Origin of the sequence: Variovorax sp. S12S4, from assembly GCF_023195515.1 — a bacterium.
In the GTDB taxonomy this organism is placed as follows: domain Bacteria; phylum Pseudomonadota; class Gammaproteobacteria; order Burkholderiales; family Burkholderiaceae_C; genus Variovorax.
In genome coordinates this window covers 5425453-5443769 of sequence record NZ_JALPKR020000002.1, presented here as the reverse complement: position 1 = coordinate 5443769, position 18317 = coordinate 5425453, and the positions used below count along the sequence as shown (strand labels likewise).

Genomic DNA, 18317 nt, shown 5'->3' with positions numbered 1-18317 from the left:
GCTATCGAGGGTGCGCTGTTGTTCCCGGTCTGCGTGAAAACAGTGGCCGTGATCTGTTCACGGGGGAACCAATGTAAAAATTCCGTGGCCTTGGCGCATGAGCGATGTGCCCCCTTTCAGGGGAGACAATCGCCCCGTTTCCCTCGGACGGACCCATGACAAAGCGCCTGCATGGCGCGGCGGGCTGCGGTCAAAAGAGGGAGAGGGGATACCGGGCGTTGCACCGGGGGCCAGGTGATTACAGTTCGGCCTTGATCGCAGCGGCGCTGCCCCGAATCGGTGCCTGCAAGTGGCGCGAACGCGACGCGAAAATATCGAGAACTAAGGATGTATGGATAAACAGGGTAAACGGCCCCTGTTATTAATCATCCGAGCTTGTAACCAAGTTAAAAAATCCCGTCATGGAATCCGAGTTCATGTAATTCTTGAGCAATAACTTGTCTCAAGATTGTCGCAACTTTTGAAGGATTCCAAATGTTCCGGGACATCTTATTGCCAAATGCAAAATTGAAGCAATCCGGGGTCTACTACGAGTCTGGATTGGAGCGAAAAACCGAAGCCATTACCGCCAACGCCACTTATTTTGGCAATCCGCAGTGGGCCCAGGAGTACCTCGATTTTTGCCATCGAGATGCGCATTTCAGGAGCCGATGGCTCGCGGCGGCCGGCGACTGGACGGACAAGGTTGTCATCGACCTGGGCTGCGGACCCGGGAACATCTTTGCCACCGTGGGCGGAAAGCCGCGGCTTCTCGTGGGCGTCGATGTCGCCCCCGGCTCGCTGGAACTGGCGGCAAAACTGGGCTATACGGCGGTGCTGGCCGATGCGGCCTACACGCCTTTTCGCTCGCACGTGGCAGACATCGTCGCCATCAATGCGTCGCTGCACCATTGCGACGACATGGCTGCGGTGCTGCGCGAGGGCGCCCGGCTCGTCAAGCCGCACGGCCTTTTGGTAACCGACCACGATCCGCAGCTCACCGCGTGGGACTACAAGGGCATCGCCAAGCTCATGTGGGATGCGCGGCTGTGGGTTTACCGGGCCATCCGGCATGGCTTTCACAAGACCGGCAGCCAGCAGTCGTGGGGCCTCAGGACCGAAGTCCATCACCAGCCCGGTGACGGCGTCACGAAGGAGTTCTTCAAGTCGACACTGGAGCCGCTCGGCTTCGATGTGCACGTTTATCCGCACAACCACCAGATCGGCGCCGAAGCGCTGAGCGGCGTTGTGGGGCCCGCGCAATGGAAGTACCGTCTGGGCAATGTGCTGTCCGGCCGGCGCCCGTCCGCACCTACCAGTGCGTTGTCATTGATGTGCGTAGCCAAGCGCCGCGGCGATGCGCCAAACATGGCGGCGGAATAAAGCCGTTTTCACAACAACAAAGAGGAGACCGACCCATGCTTTCAACCCTGATGCCCCTGACACCGAGCGACTACGAGCGCAAATTTTTGGCCAACCAGGACGAGAACCTTTTCATGGGTTCGTTCGAGAGTTTTGCCGCCGCCGAAGCAGGCGCACCTCCTTCGAAGGCGGTGGGCTACGACAACGCCGAAGCGGCCTGGGAAATCTACAGCCACCAGATTTATTTCTACGACTATCCGGGTCTTTTCTGGCTCTCCAGGTCGATCGACGCGGGCATGTCGCGCGTGTTCGACCTGGGCGGGCACGTGGGCATCAAGTACTACGCGTTTCGCCGCGTGATGCCTTACCCCGACAACCTGCGCTGGACCGTTTGCGATGTTCCGGGGTGGTGCAAACCGGGCGCGAGCTGGCCGTGCGGCGCGAGGCGACCGCGCAGTTGAGCTTTACCACCAACTACGAAGATGCGAGCGGCTGCGACGTGCTGTATGCATCGGGCAGCCTGCAGTACTTGTCCGTACAGATCTCCAAGATCATTGCGTCGCTTGCAGTGAAGCCCAAGCGCATCGTGCTGAACACGACCGCCGTTCACCCCGAGCGCACCATCTACACGCTCAACAGCATCGGCTTTGCGGTGTGCCCCTACCGCATCCAGCACGACGAGGAGTTGTGGGCCGAGTTGAGAAACGCCGGATACAAGCGCCGCGATGCCTGGCGCAACGAAGGCAAGCCCATCGAAGTGCCCTTTGTCGAGGGCGGGGACAAACCGTATTACGCGGGATGCTGCTTCGACCTTGCCGGGTAGGGGGCAGGGAGAGGGCTATTCGCTAGCGCTCTCGCCGTTGTCAATGTGCGTAGCGCGCGAGCTCGTGCTTGGCAATCGCGTTGCGGTGCACTTCGTCCGGGCCATCGGCCATGCGCAGGTGGCGGGCATAGGCCCAGAAGTTCACCAGCAGCGTGTCCTGGCTCAAGCCCATGGCACCGAAGGCCTGCATCGCGTCGTCGATCACCTGGATGCAGTTGTTGGGCGCAATCACCTTGATCATCGCGATCTCCTGCGCTGCCACCTTGTTGCCCACCGTGTCCATGCGCCAGGCTGCGTGCAGCACCATCCAGCGCGTCTGGTCGATCAGCATGCGGCTCTTGGCAATGCGTTCGCGCCACACGCCCTGTTCGGAAAGCGGCTTGCCGAAGGCCACGCGCGACACCACGCGTTCGCACATCATCTCCAGCGCCGACTCGGCCATGCCGATCATGCGCATGCAGTGGTGAATGCGTCCCGGCCCGAGGCGACCCTGCGCAATTTCGAAGCCGCGGCCCTCGCCCAGCAGAATGTTGTCGACCGGCACGCGCACGTTCTCGAACAGCACCTCCGGATGGCCGAACGGCGCATCGAAGTGATTGACCAGCGCCATGTCGCGCAGCACCGTGATGCCGGGTGTGTCCGCGGGCACGATGATCATCGACTGCTGCCGATGGCGATCGGCGTTGTCGGGGTCCGTCTTGCCCATCAGGATGAACAGCTTGCAGCGCTCGTTCATTGCGCCGGTGATGTACCACTTGCGCCCGTTGATCACGTACTCGTTGCCCTCGCGCCGGATGCTGCACGCGATGTTGGTGGCATCCGAAGAGGCCACTGCCGGTTCGGTCATTGCAAAGGCGGAGCGGATCTGCCCGTCGAGCAGCGGCTGCAGCCAGCGCGCCTTCTGCTCGGCCGAACCATAGCGCTCGATCACCTCGGTATTGCCCGTGTCCGGTGCGCTGCAGTTGAACGCCTCGGCGCTCCAGTAGCGGCGGCCCATGATCTCGCACAGCGGCGCGTACTCCAGGTTCGTCAAACCCGCACCGTGCGCCGTCTCGGGCAGGAACAGATTCCACAGGCCCACCGCGCGGGCCTTTTCTTTCAGCTCTTCCAAGAGCGGCAGGCCGGTGTAGAAGCCGCCGTTCTTTTGCGCGTTGAGGTACGACTGATGCGCCTCTTCGGCCTGGCGCTTCTCGTTCGGGTAGATGTGCGCATCCATGAAGGCAAGCAGGCGCGTGCGCAGGTCCTGGACCTTGGGCGTGTAGGCGAATTCCATGAGAGACGTCTTTCGAGGGGCGTTGGGAGTGCCTCGATGGTGCCCGGCTGCGGGCTGGGCGGCTGTCTCCTGCATGACGGGGCGTACGGGTCGGAGGAGCAGCGCGGAATGCGTTGCTTTCTCTCGAAGGGCCGCATGTTGCGCATGGCCCGGGCCTAGCGAATGCTTGCGATGCAGGTGGGATGAACTGTAGGGGTCTTGCACAGCACTGCTTGGCATGGGCGTGCTGTAAATGCGGCTGGCGAAGCGCCTCTTACTCGCGCGGAGTTTCAGCTATTTGCGCAGCGCTTGGAGCGGGTGAAGGGAATCGAACCCTCGTATGAAGCTTGGGAAGCTGCCGTTCTACCATTGAACTACACCCGCATCTGGCAACTCGTTGATTTCTACGAGTTATCGACCTAAGTGCCTGATTCTACAGAGGAAAGTTGGAGTTTCAACTTCGACCGTGTTCCCAACGTCACCCGGCCTCACCTCTATCAACTTGGCACCTTGGCGTAGGTTTTGGCGTAGGTTTTTTTGAGAGAAACTACACCCGAAACCACTCGTCTTCCGCATGCCTGCGGGAGCCGACAGCCGGAGTATAGGTCCATGTTCTTTGACGTTCGAGCCGCCAAGCTTCTCAAGCCTGGAGAGCACCTGACGGTGGAAGGGTGCGAGGGCCTGCGCCTGGTCGCCTCTGCGTCAAAGCAGACCTGGACCTACCGCTACAAGTCCCCGGCAACGGGCCTGATGAAGCAGACCTCCATCGGGCCATATCCCAAGATGCGTGCTTCCGAGGCTGCAGCGTCCTGGGAGACCTTGCGCGCGAAGCGTGTCGCGGGTATCGATCCCAAGGAATACCAGCGCCAGCAGCGAAAGCCCATGGCGCCGCCGCCGATCGCTGGCGTGCCCACCGTGCGAGACGTGGTGCAGGATTACATCAGCCAACACATCGAGCACGAGCGTCAGGAAGCCGGCGCCACAGCTGCGCGGCGCGCTCTCGAGAAGCTGCTCGAGGAGGAGCCGGAGTTCGCGGAGACGTCGGCTCCGGGCGTGACCCGCTCCGCCTGCTTCAACATCCTGGAGGCCCGAAAAGCCACGCCGACGGCGGCCCAAAAGCTACGCTCAATGCTCGGTGCTGCCTGGGCGCGCGCGCTGGACGCCGGCCGCATCGACGAAGACGTGCCGAACTGGTGGCCGACGCTCATGAAGGGCAAGCTGAAGAGCAAAGGGAAGATCGTCGGTGGCGAGCACCAAGGCCAGCAGCGACGCGTGCTGCGCGACGATGAAGTCGGTGTGTTGCTGAACTGGTTGCCCAACATGCACGAGCTCGGCCGTGATGTGACCGTGATCTATCTCTGGACGGATGCCCGCGGCGTAGAAATCTGCGGAATGCGCCCGGAATTCATCACCAAAGAGTCGGACGGCTGGTGGTGGACCGTGCCAAAGGCGATGACAAAAAATGCTCGCTTTCCAAATGCTGTCGATTTTCGGGTGCCGCTAATTGGCCGAGCCTTGGAAGTCGTTCAGCGCCGTATGAAGAAGGTCGGAATTTCCGGGCTGCTGTTTGAAGATGCCCGCGGCGAGCAATACACACAACACGATTTCTCAACCTACATCTACGGCCTGCAGCCGTATTCCGCGAAGGTGGCGCGCCGCGAGGCTGATGGGCTCGTGCTGCCGGTCACGAACTGGACGCCGCACAACTTGCGCCGGACCAGTCGTACCATGCTCGCCTCGCTCGGTTGCCCAAAGGAAATCGCCGAGGCCATCCTCGGGCACCTGCCGCCGGTCATCGAGGGCACTTACAACTCCCACACCTACGACGCCGAGCGGCGCATGTGGCTAACGCGGCTGGCCAAGCACCTCGAGCGCCTTCGTCAGACCGGCGCGCCTGCGCGGCCGTAGCCGCTGTTCTTGGGCGGCAAAAGATCAGAGATCGGCCGCTCACGCCCCCAGTTCTCCAGGTCCTCAACCAGCCACGCAGTACGGCCCGCGCTGACCTTGCGCGGCTTGGGCGCCTCGCCCCTAGCCACCAAAGCGTCGAGCGTGCTTTCCGAAATCGCCAGGAAGGCCGCTGCGTCCGGACGAGCCAAGTACAGCGGCCTGATCTGCACGATAGGAAGAACGGGCTTCTTCATCGCTTTGCACCTTCGTCCATGAAGACGCGGACGATGATGTTGCGAAGGTTGCCGCGATCCGTGAGGGGGTGGTTAGCCCAGAACTCCGGCGCCTCCTGGTCGAGGTTCTCCATGACCTTGGAGGCCAGCCAGTCCGCGTCGATCACGCCGTCATGAATAATGCCGGCGGCGTTCGGGTTCAGCCGGCGTGACCCATCGGTGTAGATGTCGGTCATGCGAGGCTCCGGATCGAGAAGCCGATTTCCCGACGTGGGCCGGCGCCGGATACCAGCCGAAGATGGCTCACAGTTCCAGACCTCGCGCGCACACCATGCGCCGGATAGAAGAATTCCTCCCCGTTGCTCTCCAGCCGGCATAGATAGCCGTAGAGGTAATCGGCACGGCTCTTGCCGTCGCTGAACTCTCCGGCGTCGTCATCTCGCACGCGATACAGCTTGTAGGGGCCGACAACCGTAGCGGCCTTGCCGTGGGCGAACACTTCGTCGCCGACCACGAACGCCGCGCTCGCCTGGTAGTCCATCACTCGGACGCCGTCGAAGCCTGGATCTTTGCGCGGAGCAGTGCGGGCCAGCTCTTCAACTTCCAGCCTGCGGGCTTCCTCACGGCGCGCGCGCTCTTCGCGGGTGATCCCCTTCGTGACCCGAAGGCTGCGCCCAACGCACCGAACCTGCATCCAGCGCTCATCCTGCATCGCCTTGACCTTGCGGCCATCGACTTGAACGCCATTGAAGAAGGTCACTGAGGTGGCGGCGGGAAGGTGCTCCGCGGTGATGATGCCGGCCGCGATCAGGGCTTCTACGCTGCCGCTGTAGCGATCACCGCTCACGCCCGCGTCGAACTCGACGCCAGGGTTATCGTTTACCGCTTTCATTGGACCTCCGCGATAGCGTCGTCGAGGGAGGTCTTGGCCAGTTCCAAGAGACGCAGCGCACCGTGCAGCGCAACATCGTCGTGCGCATGGACACCCGCTTCGAGCACTGCGATGGCGACAGCGAGAGGGGCGGAGGCGTCCTCGCACATCTGAACGTCGCGGGCGTGGATGCCTTCACCAAGAATGTCCTTTGCGCGCTCGGCCACGTAGATCGCTCCGTAGACCAGATCGGAGCCGACCTCCTCGGCGCGCGCCCGAATGATTGCGATGGCCTCATTCGCGATCAGGTAGGCGCCGTCTTCGATGCCGTTCGCCTCGAACGAATGGCTCGGGGCAGTCTCGCGCTCGGAGTGTTGACGGTCGTCCTGCTCGGCTTGCGCCGGCAGCAGTTTTCCAAGCGCTGCGCCGTCGCATTCCGTCTGCGCCCAATCGAGCAGATCGAAGGCTTCCTTCAGCGTGCCGTGAATCACGGTGCCAGCCGCCAGGGCTAGCGCACCTTCGAGGCAGGCGAGCGGGGCGAACAGTGCGTCATAGGTTGCCGCCGCATCGGCCTTCGTGGGCTGCCCCAGGAACATCGGGCGCACCGCATCGGGAAGTAGCGCGTGGTTGATGTGGTCGAGAAGCGTGTCAACCGGTTCGCCGCGCTCTGCGGCGTCATAGGCCATTTCCAGCTTTTCGTCGGCTTCAGTACACGCGGCCTGCAGTGTCGCCAGTCGCGCCTTCCAATCGTCGCCGGTGGCTGCGACGTAGGTGGCGTTCGGCTTGCGACCATTGGGGCCGACCGAAACCAGAGTTCCAAGGGCCGCGCTGGGCGCCGTCTCGATTGCGGCACTGATTTCCTCGGCGTTGAACGTTGCGATTGCTTCGAGGATGGAAATCGCGTGCTCGAGCTTGGCGCGAACAACGGGCACCACCGGATCGTCGGGGAGGTTCAACACGCCTTGCAGCGCGGCCTCGACGTTGCATGCAGTGTCTGCAATTTCGTACTGGGTATCGTCGCCGCTCGTCTCGTTGCTCGTGATCGCGTTCGAGATCAGGCGGTGTGCCCAGCCAGACGAGTCTTCGTTTGCGTCTTTGCTGAGGCCCAGCGCCTCGGTGAGCAGCTTCGTAACCGCAGCGCGACCGGCATAGGCAGCCGTATGCCATTTCGGGGACACCTTCTCAGTTGGGGTGCGGACCGTGGCGGGCGCGGCGGGGGGTTTGATGGCAACGGCGTTCATTGCTGCACCCCACGACCGTTGGCGATTGCACTGGCTTGCTGGTACTGGTCCCACAGCTGATGGCTGGCGGTTTCGGCTTCTCGGGCGAGCCGCATGATCACGCCGCCGAGTAGCGGCAGCGCGTCGTCGGTCAGTTCGTAGCCGCTGAAGCGACCATCCTCAGATTTCTCCACTGCAGTGAGGCAGACCACGCACGAGGCGAGTGCCTGGACCTCCGTGGTGCGCATCGTGAGCGTGTCGTACGCCGACGAGTCGAATGCGATCCGGGGATGGGGCATTGGCTCACCAGTGATTACTCCCATCCGAGGAGGGGAGGGGGCTCGGTTGCGCCTGCCTGCGCGAGCGTGGCATCATTGGGCATGATTCGTTTCCTTGTCACAGGGGTTTCGGGTCACAGAAGCCGGATGCGGGTCCAAGCGCATGCCGGTTTCGCCTTTTTCGAGGTCTGCTATTACGATAGCAATCGTCGTTCGAATCGCGCTAGGTGCGAATCGAGTATTTTTTTCGAGCGAGTTCACGCAGCCTCCTTTTCGCTGCCGAGCAGGGGCAGCACATTGGGGCTCCACTTGACCTGCTGAATCGGGACGCCGCTGCCGTGCTTCTTGCCGGTGTCCAGAATGCGCGCGAACTCGCGTCCGGCATCGGTCACTTCCCAAACGTCGCCGCGCTTCATCTGCATACCAGCCTCCGCGAGCAGGAGGTTCACACCGCGGGCGCTGGCGCCGATGCGTTTGCCGAGTTCGGTGGGCGTGAAGAACTGAGTGTCCTGCTTCTCGGCTTCGAGATGCACCTGGCCCAGACCTTCGAGCAGGTTCACGTCGGTGAGCTTGCGCACCATTTGATTGGCGCTGATGGCCGCAGCGTTCTTGTCGCAACCCAGTAGGCGAGCAACGCGGAACAGCGGCGGGAAGGCTTTGGCGGCGTCGTAAGCCAGTCGGACAGGCGAGGGCGCGGCTTTCGGGGACGAGTAGCTGCCCGTCTTGCGGATCGACGGGAGCACTTCTTCGAACACCCAGCGCTCGAACCGCTCTGCAGCCGGAAGAGTGCTGTTCACGATCAGACGCAGGACGTCGGGTTCAGAAAGGAGGCGGGTCTCTTGCATGCGGCCGAGGCTGTCGGAGATGGGGTGCAGCTTTTGCACCCCGCGGCAGTGCGACCGGATCGCCGTGGTCGCATCGCTGTAGCCCAGGGCTCCGGCGACATCCTTTCCGACGAAGTAGGGCTCGTTGTCGATTTCAAGCGCGCGGACGGCGGCGCCATCGAAGTTAAAGGGGACGATGGTGGTCACAGAGTTCCTTTCGAGGTGACGGGATGCGGAACGCGTCTAGCCTTGAAGCTCGAGCGCAGGCGATGGAGGATTTCGGCGTTGAAGGTTCGTTCGCTTTCCTTGGCGGACCCATGGAGCGATGCATGGAGGTCAGGAGGCAGACGCAGGGCGGTTTTCACAAAGTCTTTCTGGCTGCTCATTTAAGTGTTTCCATAATGGAGGCATTGAATCGACTGTATCGTGCTTCCGTCATGGAGGCAATACCCGACGATTTTTGAGGGACTATCATGGAGGCATGGCTACAAGCATCGACCAGAAGAACTTCGTGAAAACGGCACTCCGACTGCCTCCCGAGGTGCACGAGGCTATGCACGCGGCTGCGCAAGCTTCTGGGCGAAGCTATAACGCAGAGATCGTCTCGCGGCTTGAGGCGTCGCTTGCGCAGGCAGCCGCCCCGCGCGAAACCATGGATCAATACCTTGAGGCGCAGGTGCAACTTGTGCAGTCTCGCGTGTCCATGTTGGACATGCGAATCGAGTTGGTGAAGAGCCGACTCGATGGGCTTGATGTGCGCGCGCGTTTGATCGCTCAGGAGTCGGAGCGGCTCACCCGCGAAGCTAAAACCGACGAGGACTTCGCTCGTGCTGAAGAAAGCATTCGGCAATTCAAGGCTGTCCAGCGCGATGCGGAGATGCAGGTGCAAGAACTGAACGTCATCGTCCGTGAGCGGCAAGCGGTGCTTGAGCACCTTGACGGCATGAGGCGTCACATAACCGAAGCTCGAGAGGTGGTTGAGCGGCGCATCCGAGAGGGCGTGACCGCACGAGAGGCTAGTTCGAAGGGATCGATCAACAAGGTGCTGCTGGTTGGCAACATCGGCCGCATGTCTCCCGAAAACCGTGAGTTCCCATTGGCTGGAACGATTTTGGACAAGGTCATCGTTCCGCGTAGCCCGCCACCCCCGCCGGCCAACAGAGGCCCGAAACGCAGCCCGAATGCCCGCAAGCCGAAACCCTGAGCGTCTCGTATGACTGAATTCAACCCTTGGTATATCGCATGGGGCGTCATTGCCTTCATCCTGGTTGAGACCGGCAAGTACTTGATGAAGCGTTGGCTCGATAAGCACGGCGACAGGCTTTACAACCTCCTGAGCTGGAAGGCTGTACCGGTCCTTGTCGATTTGGCTTCGGCCATCTTCGGCATCTACTTCGCGTTTGACCTTTTCCTGAATAGCAAACCCGCAACGAAAACGGATGTGTTGGTTGCTATGGGGCTGACTCTTTTGATCGTTGTCTCTGTGGCGAATTTGGCGGACGATTTGATGCGATGGAAGCGGGCCTACCGCGAGGCTGCTTCCCAGCCCTCCTGACCGCAATTTTTCTGCATCAGCGCCTAGAGGGCTCAGTTGCGTCGTCAAGTTGTGACGCTTGTTCGCGAGGTGTTCCGTACGCCGCGCAGCGCTCCGCCGACGGTTGCCCGCCGCAATCTTGGTCATGATTGATCTCCCTGCCTAGAGAGAAGCGATCAGCTTGTCGATGTCGGACGCGCGCCAAGCGCTCGTGCGCGGGCCCAGCTTGATGGCGGCGGGGTAGCGGCCGTCCTTGACACCTTTCCACCAAGAAGCGCGGCCGACCGGCACTTTGGTGAGGACGTCTGGAAGGCGTAGCAGCCTGTCGGCTGGCGGAGTGGGATCACTGTCACGGGTCATAGGTGCTTTCAGTTCAAAGCCAAAACTTCCCGAACCCGGTTTAAACTGCTCCCTGTCTCGCCAGACGGGTGCCAGTTCTTTCGGGTTCGGGTGCTCAAGAGGGCCGCTTGCGTCAACCGCTAGCGGCCCTTGCCTTTGGGCTGTGGTTAAGCACCCCAGTACTCCAATCGGTTCTAAGAATGCTAACCGGTACAAACCTCCTCCTCCGTGGACAAGGTTGTGAATAAGCGGTGATCTTCCGATGCAGCGCACAGCAAACCTTCGGCGCATAAAAAGAAAAGCCACGTCTGAACGGCCTTTCTGTTGGCCAATCCCGCGGTCGTCGTGCTTGTAGTCGAGTGGTAATCCTTCTCGTCGCAGGAGCAGCGTCACTGAACTCCCGTCGGCTGTGACTTCTGCATCTCTTCGATCCGGATTTCGATGCTGGCTTATTGGTGCAAATCTTGTAGCTGTGCATGCCCTGTAAGAATCGCCGTAGACCGTCACGGTGATTGCCCGCAATGCTTCACCGCGGTGCATCCGATGTGCTGCGGTACGAGACGGACTATCGTTAGTTTGGGCCTTTAGGTAACCGCAGGTGCGGCGTCTTCGACCGCAAGTGCGGTCATTCAGTGTTCAGCGCTCAGCGCCTTTTTGGCCAGAGGGAAAATTGATTCCAGCGTACGTTTCGAAAGCCCCTCGTTCCCGCTGAAGCGTGATTCGATCTCGGCTATCAAGGCGTCTTGCTTGTCGTTGTAATGCGGAAGAAGTAGAGCTAACAACGCCCCAATTGCCCTGTGCAAGTTGTTCCGTTGCCTAGCCCCAAGTGGTCTTGCATCACCGATGCGAGTTGAGCCTTGCTGCTCCAAGTGTGCAATCTGGAGCTTCTTGGCCCGCAGCTCTTTGCGCAGGACTTCAATGACCGCGAACGGGTTTTCGTTGGGGATCTCTTCGGGGTCAGAGCTAATACCCATGCGAATCGCGGCTCGCCTTCGGGACACAGCGGTGGCGACCTCGTAGAAGTCCTCGTCGTCCAACGACTTCGCTGTCTGCATCAGGTGACCTTCGCCGATCCCGTACTTCTCTAGACAGTCCACGATGTCAAGAATGTGTGCATACGTCCGCTCCGGCACGGCTTCAGAGGTTGCGAGATCCCGAGCCAAGACGTGTGCGTCGAGTTCCTTGAGCGCAATCGACCGCACCAGCGCTTTGACAACTAACTGTTGCATCGGTTGTGCCACTGCTCTAGCTTTCTGATCGGCAATCAAATCCGAGAAATCGGGATCGCCGCCTTCGCCAAAGTTCCACCACCAATCATCAAGTGCGGCGAGCATCGCAGCGTCAGCTAGACTGAAGTAACCGTCGCCGAAACTGGGCAGAGCTAGATAGTCTAGGACTCCAAAATCGAGATCTGCGTGGAAGTTTTCCTTCTGTCTACTAGACCTGGTTTCGTCAGCAGGATCACCAGTCGGCTTCCCGCCCTCACTCGTAGGCTCGATATTCGTCACACGAATCCTCCGCGAATCTGATCAGTGGTTGCCGCACGAATCCACTAGATTTATCGGTTCTAGAGGTCGGCCTTGTGCATTGCTAAATCACACCCGTGATATTGCCATCAACACGAGGGAAGGGCGACCAATGGTTGAGGCGCCGGCCTCGCAACGCGGCGTGTATGCTGCCGGGCCCCAACACCGGACCTCGAAGATGCGCGCTGTTCTTGCCTTGCTGCCGCTGGTTGCCTGCCTAGGCGCCTGTGCTCCTACGAAGCCGCTGAAGCCTTTCGAATTTCCGCCGACCGAATCGAAGGCGCGAATCAAGTTTTACGATGACGCCAACCGGATCTCGGCAACGCTGTCCCTGTCAGACTGCGGGGAGGAGGGCGAGGCGAAAACCTGGCGATGGGTGGAGATTCCCGCCGGTGTGCGCGTGTTCGTCCGTCACAGGAACGACACTGGCTACGTCGGGAGTAGCTGCGGCTACTCGCACTCGTTCATTCCCAAGGCGGGTGCCTCGTACATCTCGGACCTCAAAGAAAAGGTCTTCTACTGCACGTACGAGCTCTACGAACAGCCAACCGAGAACGGCGAGAAGCTAGAGATTCCGACCAAGCAGGTTGGCGGCTGTCGGAGATAGCGAACGACGGGCAGCCAGTAAAGCTAGGGGACTCAAAATCCCCCACCGAAAGGTGTGCCGGTTCGATTCCGGCCCCGGGAATGAAAATCCCGCCCCCTTCAGCCGCGGGGTATGGGGCTCTCGCTGAGCGGCTTGCCGAACCGTTTCACACAATCCTCATACCGTCCGATCTCGGATCCCGTTGGGATCATCCCAGCCGCGGGACCTTCGACCAGCTGCGTGCGGCCGTCTTCGAGCACGTCAGCGCTGAGCAGGAGATATTTCTCAGACTTCAGATCAACGCGGTAGCCATTGACCCGTCTTGTCTGGGAAACAACGGTGTTGACGTAGCGCTGCTCGGCGGTCAATCCGTCTTGAACACATTCCAAGAATGCGAGGACCTTGTCCGGGGGATCGCGCCGGCAGCACGGAACTTGAATCGGTCCTCATGTTCTCCTCGGAGCGACGGCGCCACACAGCCGGCCAAGAATACGAGAGAGATAACGCAGAGCAAGCGTCGAGCGGCCATTGTCAGATTTGAATCGTTGCGAAGAGCGTTCGATCATGCCAAAAATCACGACCGAAAAGCCCGTGTTCAAGCTTTCTGAGGTTCCGCGCTACAAGAGCGCATGCCTCAACCTCGCGGCCGACGCCATCCTCTGTTCCTGCGGCTGACCAAGCCGATTGACCCGGTCTACCCTGACGCTGTAACGCCCGTCGCGTGGGACGACGACGAGCCGCTTGAGGAGGCTAAAGGAGTGGTCTACATCGTCACACGTCCCTGCGTTCAGCTTCGCACCTGGTGCAGCCAACTCCGGGAACTGCATGGTGCGGACAAGACGCACGAAGTGGAGGAGGGCGTTAGCCGGCTCAGCGCATCGCCTTTGCGGCCGGCAAATCAGCGTGCACTCGGGACGGAGCTTGAGATGTACTCGGCCCGTGACGGGAAGGTGCAATCAGTTCGTTCGGCAGAGAGCGCCTTTTTGACCACCGAGCTGATGGCGGTCATCACCGAACGAGCCGGAGGCCCTGCGGTGGGATTCGTCTCGTTCTCGTTCAAGTGGTGGGCGAGGGCGTTCGACATCGAGGACGATTTAGCCCATTTGGAGGTCGAGCTAGACCAAGCCTGGATCGCGCCGACTTATCGCGGGCGGAGATGGGGTGAGGCTGCGGCGATAGCTATCGCTTTTGCAGTCAAGCGGCACTTCGACTACATCCAGGACACCACGAGGTGGCCTTGGACCTTCTGCGCACCACTGGAGCTGACGGTATGCGCCGACCTCTACAGCCAGAGCGGTGAGGCGCTCCTCGGGAAGTGCGCCGAGTACGTGTCTATCCAGTTCAGCTTTGAGCCAGAACCTCAGAGGCTGCAGGTGTCACAAATCATTTTGGATGGGCGGTGGTAGTCGCGCGGCACAATGCGACTGAAACTTCTTGAACTGGCATGTCTCGTAGCGAGCTCCAAATATTTCTGGACGATCAACAGCGGCAAGTGGATGCGCGGAAGAAACTCGACCAGCTAGTCAAAAAGTACCGTCGCCATACGCCTCAGGTGAATCCCACCTGGGATTGCAGTGTCGAGTCCATTGCAATGTGCGACATCGATGCTTCATGGATAGATAGCGGCGTCGCGGTTTTTCGAGCACCATTCTGCGATGTTTGGAACTTGCTCTACGAACCAGCCGTCTACGATGGGTCAACGCTGTGGAATAAAGAAGACCATACGCTCGACAAGATCGTGCGCGTCATACAACACTGGGAACGATCCGAGGGATTGGCACCAATGCTTCTAAGCGTACGTGCTTCGTCGCGCTTGGGATTGGTGATTGACGGAAAACATAGGCTGACCGTAGCCCATCGAATGACTTGCGCAGAGATCCCTTTCATGGTGCCCCTGAAGGAAAGCGACTGGATCCTTAGGGCACTGCCATCGGTAACTTCCGTAGCGCAGTACTCTTCTGAGGATGTGCGACAGGCTCTTCAACTGAGAGGTGAAGCGGCAATTTGATCTGCTAGTTCGTCACTCAAGGTCTAGTGAGCACAAGGTCAGGTAGCGCGTCGTTGTGAAGCGCCTGGTGCATAAAGTCAACGAACGCCTGCTTGTCTTTTGGACTTTCCATCACATACAAATTGGTCGCGTTGCGTTCGATCATCTTGATTGCGGGCCGCGCAATGTCGTAGTTGGATGCACTTACCACCGCGATACGATCGCCATCTACCGCGGTCCTCGCTTCATCAAGGGTGAAGCCCTTCACGGCTGCGTCTCCGCGAATAGACGGGGTGAGGTGATCGATGCCTCTCAGGTCCAGCGTCTCCAGGACATGTAAGCGGCCGGTTTTCACTGCGAAATCGGCGTATAGGTCATCGCGAGCATCCACCGGAAAGTTTGCGACCACGCGCCCTTTGCTAAGGTCTTCTGGATTGGTACTGAAGACCTTTGCGGAACGGAACCAGGAACGCATCTGCGAGGTTAGCTTCGATTGCCTCTTGACGCGGTCTCTCTTCGCGCGAACCGTTACTTGACGTGCAAGAACTTGCCATGCCATCAGCGCGTCAAGAGTCTCTTGCGGGCGGTCGAGATTAAGCAGGGTCGTACCGGGCTCTGTATCCGCAACGAAAGGTTGGCAAAGGAGGGGCAGCATAGCAATCTGCTGCGCGATCTCAGGCAAAGATTTGGCGAGCGAATTAATCGATTCTTGCAGTCGCTCAGCCCACGCCGACATCGAGAGGGCCACGAAGTCCGGATGCAGGGCTTTTATCCGGGCGGCGTCTGGCGCGGCTGCTACCAAGGCACCAGTTGGGGTGAACAAAACAACGCCCGCGTTGAGGCTCTCTCCACGTACCGGATCAACGGCGCGAAGGAGGACGAAGGGGCTGAAGACGTCCACTTTCATGGCTGGCAATACTGCACGCATTTTGACACGCGCGCGTGGAAATCCTCGCCTCCCCACCAGGTAACAATCGCCTCGATTTTCTCCGGGTGCAGCCATGATGGGGGCATGCCCAGAAGCCACTGACCGACTTGATCCTTTTTGACTTGCGAGAGTGTTCCTAGGGCCATGAGTGCTTGTGGGGAGCGCCACAAGTTCATTAGACGGAGGATCGCCATATGCAATGTGGTGGCATTGTGCTTGCCAATGATGTCCCGCAGTGGCCACCCGCCAACAAGGAGTGCATGCGAGTAGTCGATCGGCATCGCCGTACGTTTGTTCAGGCTGTTAGTGCCAAAGAGAAAGTTGCCAAAATGCCTGTCAATGTTCGCGATGAAAACGTCGAGCGCGTAGGCCACACTCAATCGATCTGCACAGTCAGCTAAGAAGTCCTCCGGCCGGACGCCACTTTGTATGGCTTCCTCCATGCGTGTCAAACCAGGTTGAATGCGGCTCCCGAAGGCACGGGTCCCATCGGGCATGATCAAGATAGCGCATGCAGGGCAACTCAGAGCCACCGATTGGGCAAGTTGATAGCTAAGCCACTCCGAACATGGCAGCATGGGATCATCAGTGATGGCCTTGACTGCGTAGTCGAAGCCATCTTCGGCGATGGCATTGGTTTTCAGCGTTCTCCCATTTCCCAACGCGGGAACTAGTGCTGTCACGCGGAGTTCGAAGAGGCTCATTTCAATCTGTCGGCTTTGAACTTCGTAAGATCGGCGAAGGCTATTTCCTGGGCCAATCCAATGGCTGCGGAGTACTGAACTCGAGCACCGGTGCGCCGTTCTGGTACGCGTTGAACTGGACCAAGATCTTCTTCGCCTTCTTGGCAGAGGCGATGAACTTTGCAGCGCCTTGAATGAAGATGGTTTGACTGCTGTGGTCGGCGGGGCCGTTACCGCTGAACTTGACTGGAGCCGCGTCGTCAAACTTGACCGAAACCCGGCAGTCGTAGCTGCTACAGAGCATCTGTCCCTTGTCGATGGAGATCAAGACATCCAGGCCGTACTGCGGGTGCTGGCGGACGGTCAGGTAGCCTCTGTTTGTTCCCTTGTACGGGAAGTCGAAACTGAGAGAGTTGTCTGAGGTCGTCTGCGCCTCCGCGGACTTTTTCCCAGTCATCTTGTCCGTTGACGCTTCGTAGTTCCAGCCGACAGCGTGTGCCATAGAGCAGAAGACGGCCAACACGGCGATACCAAGTCTCTTCATTCCTCACTCCTTGATTTCGTCTCTCATCCTAACCTTTGGTTACGAATGGGCGATGAGCGGGAACCCTGCTATTTCACTTGGGGCGTGAAGAATCTCTCAATGTCGGCGATGGTCTGCTCAATGAGAGCCGTGTCCTCGGGCTGCTCGACCAACTCAACCAGCAGGTTGGCCAAATTCTTTCGAAGGGTCGGCCGCTGCTGAGCGGCGATGCTGGCCAGGTACTCGACGAGTGCTCTCACCGACGGCTCAGCGTCTGCTCCAACGAGCTTCAACGAGGCCCGTTCTGTCCGCGGCCCCTTGCCCGTCTCCAGCCATTCGGGCGACACCCGCAACGCCTTTGCAATGGACACGAGCTCCCGCGGACGTTGTCTGAAGCCGGATTCGATGTTCCCGATCGAACTCTGAGACACGCCCACTTCTTCCGCCAGCTGTATCTGGCTCCAGCCCAGCTCCTGCCGGACAGCTTTGATTCGTTCTGCGATTGTCTTCACGAACGAAATTCTCCCACAGCTTTTAAATTCGATAGTGTTAAGATTGAGGCTTCTATCGTGTTTGAACAAGGAGATGTCATGGAAGCGTTCCTGAAGGCGGTCGAGATTGCGGGGAGTCGGCTGAAGCTGGCCGAACTGATTGGCGTGGCGGGGTCTACCCCGGGCATGTGGGCATTTCGCAAGAAGGTGCCGGCTGAGCATTGCCCCGCCATCGAGCGGGAGACCGGCGTTCGCTGTGAGGATCTGCGCCCGGACGTGCCTTGGGAAGTGCTGCGCAACTCGAAGCGCAGCGGGCGCAAGGCGACCGCCTGATGTCCGCCGCTCATCGTTTGTCCGTGCGCGGAACTGCACGGCCTCGCGGTGGTGGGACATTGGCCACGTGGGCAACGAACGTCATCTCTAGCTCTCCTCCCTGCCAGCACATATCTAACCGCGTCGTGCGCAACGTGATGCGCGCCGGTTCGCCTGGAATGGGGCTCGCGTTGGTGGTGATGCTGCTGCGCGAGCTGCTGTGGATCAAGTCCGGGTCGTGCGCCGGAGCTGGTCGGGAGTGGGTGGGATAAGTCATGTCTGCAGTCTCGCCAACACCCATCGAAAGAGCCAGAAAAGGCATGCAGCTCGCTTTGCGCGCACTGCAAGAGCCTGGGAAGGCCGGCGCTCTCGCCGTTTCCATGGGGCTTAGCGACTCGACTGTGAGCCGCATCAAGACCGAGCGCCTCGAAGAGGTGCTCCTGTTCCTGGCGCACCTCGGCATCAAGGCGGTGCCATCCGAATACCAGTGCGTGGACCCGAAGACCTTTGCGGCATTCGAGGTGCTCTACGCCAAGGCGATGAGCCAGACCACTCCCGCAAAGCTGATCTTCGAGGACGCCGACTGATGCGCCGCGCACTCCTGTGGTTCGTCCACTTCATCTATTGGCTGCGGGTGCACCGCGGCAACTTCAGCAATGCCCGCTGGGCCACCGATCAC

The 18317-nt window shown here is 60.0% G+C and carries 24 protein-coding genes, 2 tRNA genes and 1 pseudogene; 11 read left to right on the top strand and 16 right to left on the bottom strand.

Annotated elements, in window-relative coordinates; all coding sequences use genetic code 11:
* Positions 1-474: 474 nt before the first annotated feature.
* Positions 475-1362: a class I SAM-dependent methyltransferase gene (locus M0765_RS26745; protein WP_258507285.1), complete on the top strand. Its 888-nt coding sequence runs from the start codon at positions 475-477 to the stop codon at positions 1360-1362.
* 35 nt (positions 1363-1397) lie between these two features.
* A pseudogene (locus tag M0765_RS29590) lies at positions 1398-2164 on the top strand (TIGR04325 family methyltransferase).
* Positions 2165-2204: 40 nt separating this feature from the next.
* Here M0765_RS29590 and M0765_RS26730 read toward each other — a convergent pair.
* Positions 2205-3437, bottom strand: coding sequence for an acyl-CoA dehydrogenase family protein (locus tag M0765_RS26730; RefSeq protein ID WP_258507281.1), 1233 nt, complete (start codon positions 3435-3437; stop codon positions 2205-2207).
* 289 nt (positions 3438-3726) lie between these two features.
* Positions 3727-3800, bottom strand: a tRNA-Gly gene (locus M0765_RS26725).
* Between the two features lie 225 nt (positions 3801-4025).
* Between M0765_RS26725 and M0765_RS26720 the strand changes: the two genes are divergently transcribed.
* Positions 4026-5324, top strand: a complete 1299-nt coding sequence (locus M0765_RS26720) for a tyrosine-type recombinase/integrase (protein ID WP_258507280.1) — start codon at positions 4026-4028, stop codon at positions 5322-5324.
* Here M0765_RS26720 and M0765_RS26715 read toward each other — a convergent pair.
* The 7 genes from M0765_RS26715 to M0765_RS26685 form a co-directional block, all read right to left on the bottom strand.
* Positions 5297-5557: a helix-turn-helix transcriptional regulator gene (locus M0765_RS26715; protein WP_258507278.1), complete on the bottom strand. Its 261-nt coding sequence runs from the start codon at positions 5555-5557 to the stop codon at positions 5297-5299. The genes M0765_RS26720 and M0765_RS26715 overlap by 28 nt on opposite strands.
* Positions 5554-5772 carry a hypothetical protein gene (locus tag M0765_RS26710; protein WP_258507277.1) on the bottom strand — a complete coding sequence of 73 codons (219 nt, stop codon included), beginning with the start codon at positions 5770-5772 and terminating at the stop codon, positions 5554-5556. Before M0765_RS26710 ends, M0765_RS26715 begins: the two co-directional genes overlap by 4 nt.
* Entirely contained in the window at positions 5769-6428 is a 660-nt protein-coding gene (locus M0765_RS26705) for a hypothetical protein (RefSeq protein ID WP_258507276.1), read from the bottom strand. Before M0765_RS26705 ends, M0765_RS26710 begins: the two co-directional genes overlap by 4 nt.
* Positions 6425-7648: a hypothetical protein gene (locus tag M0765_RS26700; protein WP_258507275.1), complete on the bottom strand. Its 1224-nt coding sequence runs from the start codon at positions 7646-7648 to the stop codon at positions 6425-6427. Before M0765_RS26700 ends, M0765_RS26705 begins: the two co-directional genes overlap by 4 nt.
* Entirely contained in the window at positions 7645-7875 is a 231-nt protein-coding gene (locus M0765_RS26695) for a hypothetical protein (RefSeq protein ID WP_258507274.1), read from the bottom strand. Before M0765_RS26695 ends, M0765_RS26700 begins: the two co-directional genes overlap by 4 nt.
* A gap of 287 nt (positions 7876-8162) precedes the next feature.
* Positions 8163-8936: a BRO-N domain-containing protein gene (locus tag M0765_RS26690; protein ID WP_258507272.1), complete on the bottom strand. Its 774-nt coding sequence runs from the start codon at positions 8934-8936 to the stop codon at positions 8163-8165.
* Positions 8933-9115, bottom strand: coding sequence for an Arc family DNA-binding protein (locus M0765_RS26685; RefSeq protein WP_258507271.1), 183 nt, complete (start codon positions 9113-9115; stop codon positions 8933-8935). The genes M0765_RS26690 and M0765_RS26685 overlap by 4 nt, the downstream gene beginning before the upstream one ends.
* Positions 9116-9210: 95 nt before the next feature.
* Here M0765_RS26685 and M0765_RS26680 point away from each other — a divergent pair, with 95 nt between their 5' ends.
* Positions 9211-9933: an Arc family DNA-binding protein gene (locus M0765_RS26680; protein ID WP_258507270.1), complete on the top strand. Its 723-nt coding sequence runs from the start codon at positions 9211-9213 to the stop codon at positions 9931-9933.
* Between the two features lie 9 nt (positions 9934-9942).
* Complete coding sequence (locus M0765_RS26675) at positions 9943-10284, top strand: hypothetical protein (protein WP_258507269.1); 342 nt, start codon at positions 9943-9945, stop codon at positions 10282-10284.
* A gap of 141 nt (positions 10285-10425) precedes the next feature.
* On the opposite strand, the gene M0765_RS26670 is transcribed toward M0765_RS26675, so the two are convergent.
* Together M0765_RS26670 and M0765_RS26665 are read right to left on the bottom strand one after the other, a co-directional pair.
* On the bottom strand, positions 10426-10623 hold the full coding sequence (locus M0765_RS26670; protein WP_258507267.1) for a helix-turn-helix transcriptional regulator: 198 nt from the start codon (positions 10621-10623) through the stop codon (positions 10426-10428).
* A gap of 608 nt (positions 10624-11231) precedes the next feature.
* Positions 11232-12110, bottom strand: a complete 879-nt coding sequence (locus M0765_RS26665) for a hypothetical protein (protein WP_258507265.1) — start codon at positions 12108-12110, stop codon at positions 11232-11234.
* 130 nt (positions 12111-12240) lie between these two features.
* Here M0765_RS26665 and M0765_RS26660 point away from each other — a divergent pair, with 130 nt between their 5' ends.
* Entirely contained in the window at positions 12241-12735 is a 495-nt protein-coding gene (locus M0765_RS26660) for a hypothetical protein (protein ID WP_258507263.1), read from the top strand.
* Positions 12726-12814: transfer RNA gene (locus M0765_RS26655), tRNA-Leu, on the top strand. The genes M0765_RS26660 and M0765_RS26655 overlap by 10 nt, the downstream gene beginning before the upstream one ends.
* Positions 12815-12833: 19 nt before the next feature.
* Here M0765_RS26655 and M0765_RS26650 read toward each other — a convergent pair.
* Positions 12834-13082 carry a hypothetical protein gene (locus M0765_RS26650; protein WP_258507257.1) on the bottom strand — a complete coding sequence of 83 codons (249 nt, stop codon included), beginning with the start codon at positions 13080-13082 and terminating at the stop codon, positions 12834-12836.
* 261 nt (positions 13083-13343) lie between these two features.
* Here M0765_RS26650 and M0765_RS26645 point away from each other — a divergent pair, with 261 nt between their 5' ends.
* Both M0765_RS26645 and M0765_RS26640 read left to right on the top strand, forming a co-directional pair.
* Positions 13344-14120, top strand: a complete 777-nt coding sequence (locus M0765_RS26645) for a hypothetical protein (protein WP_258507256.1) — start codon at positions 13344-13346, stop codon at positions 14118-14120.
* Positions 14121-14158: 38 nt separating this feature from the next.
* On the top strand, positions 14159-14722 hold the full coding sequence (locus M0765_RS26640; RefSeq protein ID WP_258507254.1) for a hypothetical protein: 564 nt from the start codon (positions 14159-14161) through the stop codon (positions 14720-14722).
* 16 nt (positions 14723-14738) lie between these two features.
* Here M0765_RS26640 and M0765_RS26635 read toward each other — a convergent pair whose 3' ends face one another.
* The 4 genes from M0765_RS26635 to M0765_RS26620 form a co-directional block, all read right to left on the bottom strand.
* On the bottom strand, positions 14739-15608 hold the full coding sequence (locus tag M0765_RS26635) for a hypothetical protein (protein WP_258507251.1): 870 nt from the start codon (positions 15606-15608) through the stop codon (positions 14739-14741).
* Positions 15605-16333 (bottom strand): hypothetical protein, encoded by a 729-nt coding sequence (locus tag M0765_RS26630; RefSeq protein ID WP_258507249.1) that lies wholly within the window; start codon positions 16331-16333, stop codon positions 15605-15607. Before M0765_RS26630 ends, M0765_RS26635 begins: the two co-directional genes overlap by 4 nt.
* Positions 16334-16373: 40 nt before the next feature.
* A complete protein-coding gene (locus tag M0765_RS26625) occupies positions 16374-16856 on the bottom strand; it encodes a hypothetical protein (RefSeq protein ID WP_258507246.1) in 483 nt (160 codons plus the stop codon).
* A 68-nt stretch (positions 16857-16924) separates the two neighbouring features.
* Positions 16925-17347, bottom strand: a complete 423-nt coding sequence (locus M0765_RS26620) for a helix-turn-helix domain-containing protein (RefSeq protein ID WP_258507243.1) — start codon at positions 17345-17347, stop codon at positions 16925-16927.
* A gap of 78 nt (positions 17348-17425) precedes the next feature.
* On the opposite strand from M0765_RS26620, the gene M0765_RS26615 reads away from it, so the two are divergent.
* The gene (locus tag M0765_RS26615; protein ID WP_258507241.1) at positions 17426-17659 is read left to right on the top strand and encodes a helix-turn-helix domain-containing protein; all 234 of its coding nucleotides are present in this window, start codon (positions 17426-17428) and stop codon (positions 17657-17659) included.
* 299 nt (positions 17660-17958) lie between these two features.
* Positions 17959-18225: a hypothetical protein gene (locus M0765_RS26610; protein ID WP_258507238.1), complete on the top strand. Its 267-nt coding sequence runs from the start codon at positions 17959-17961 to the stop codon at positions 18223-18225.
* The last annotated feature ends 92 nt before the right edge of the window (positions 18226-18317 follow it).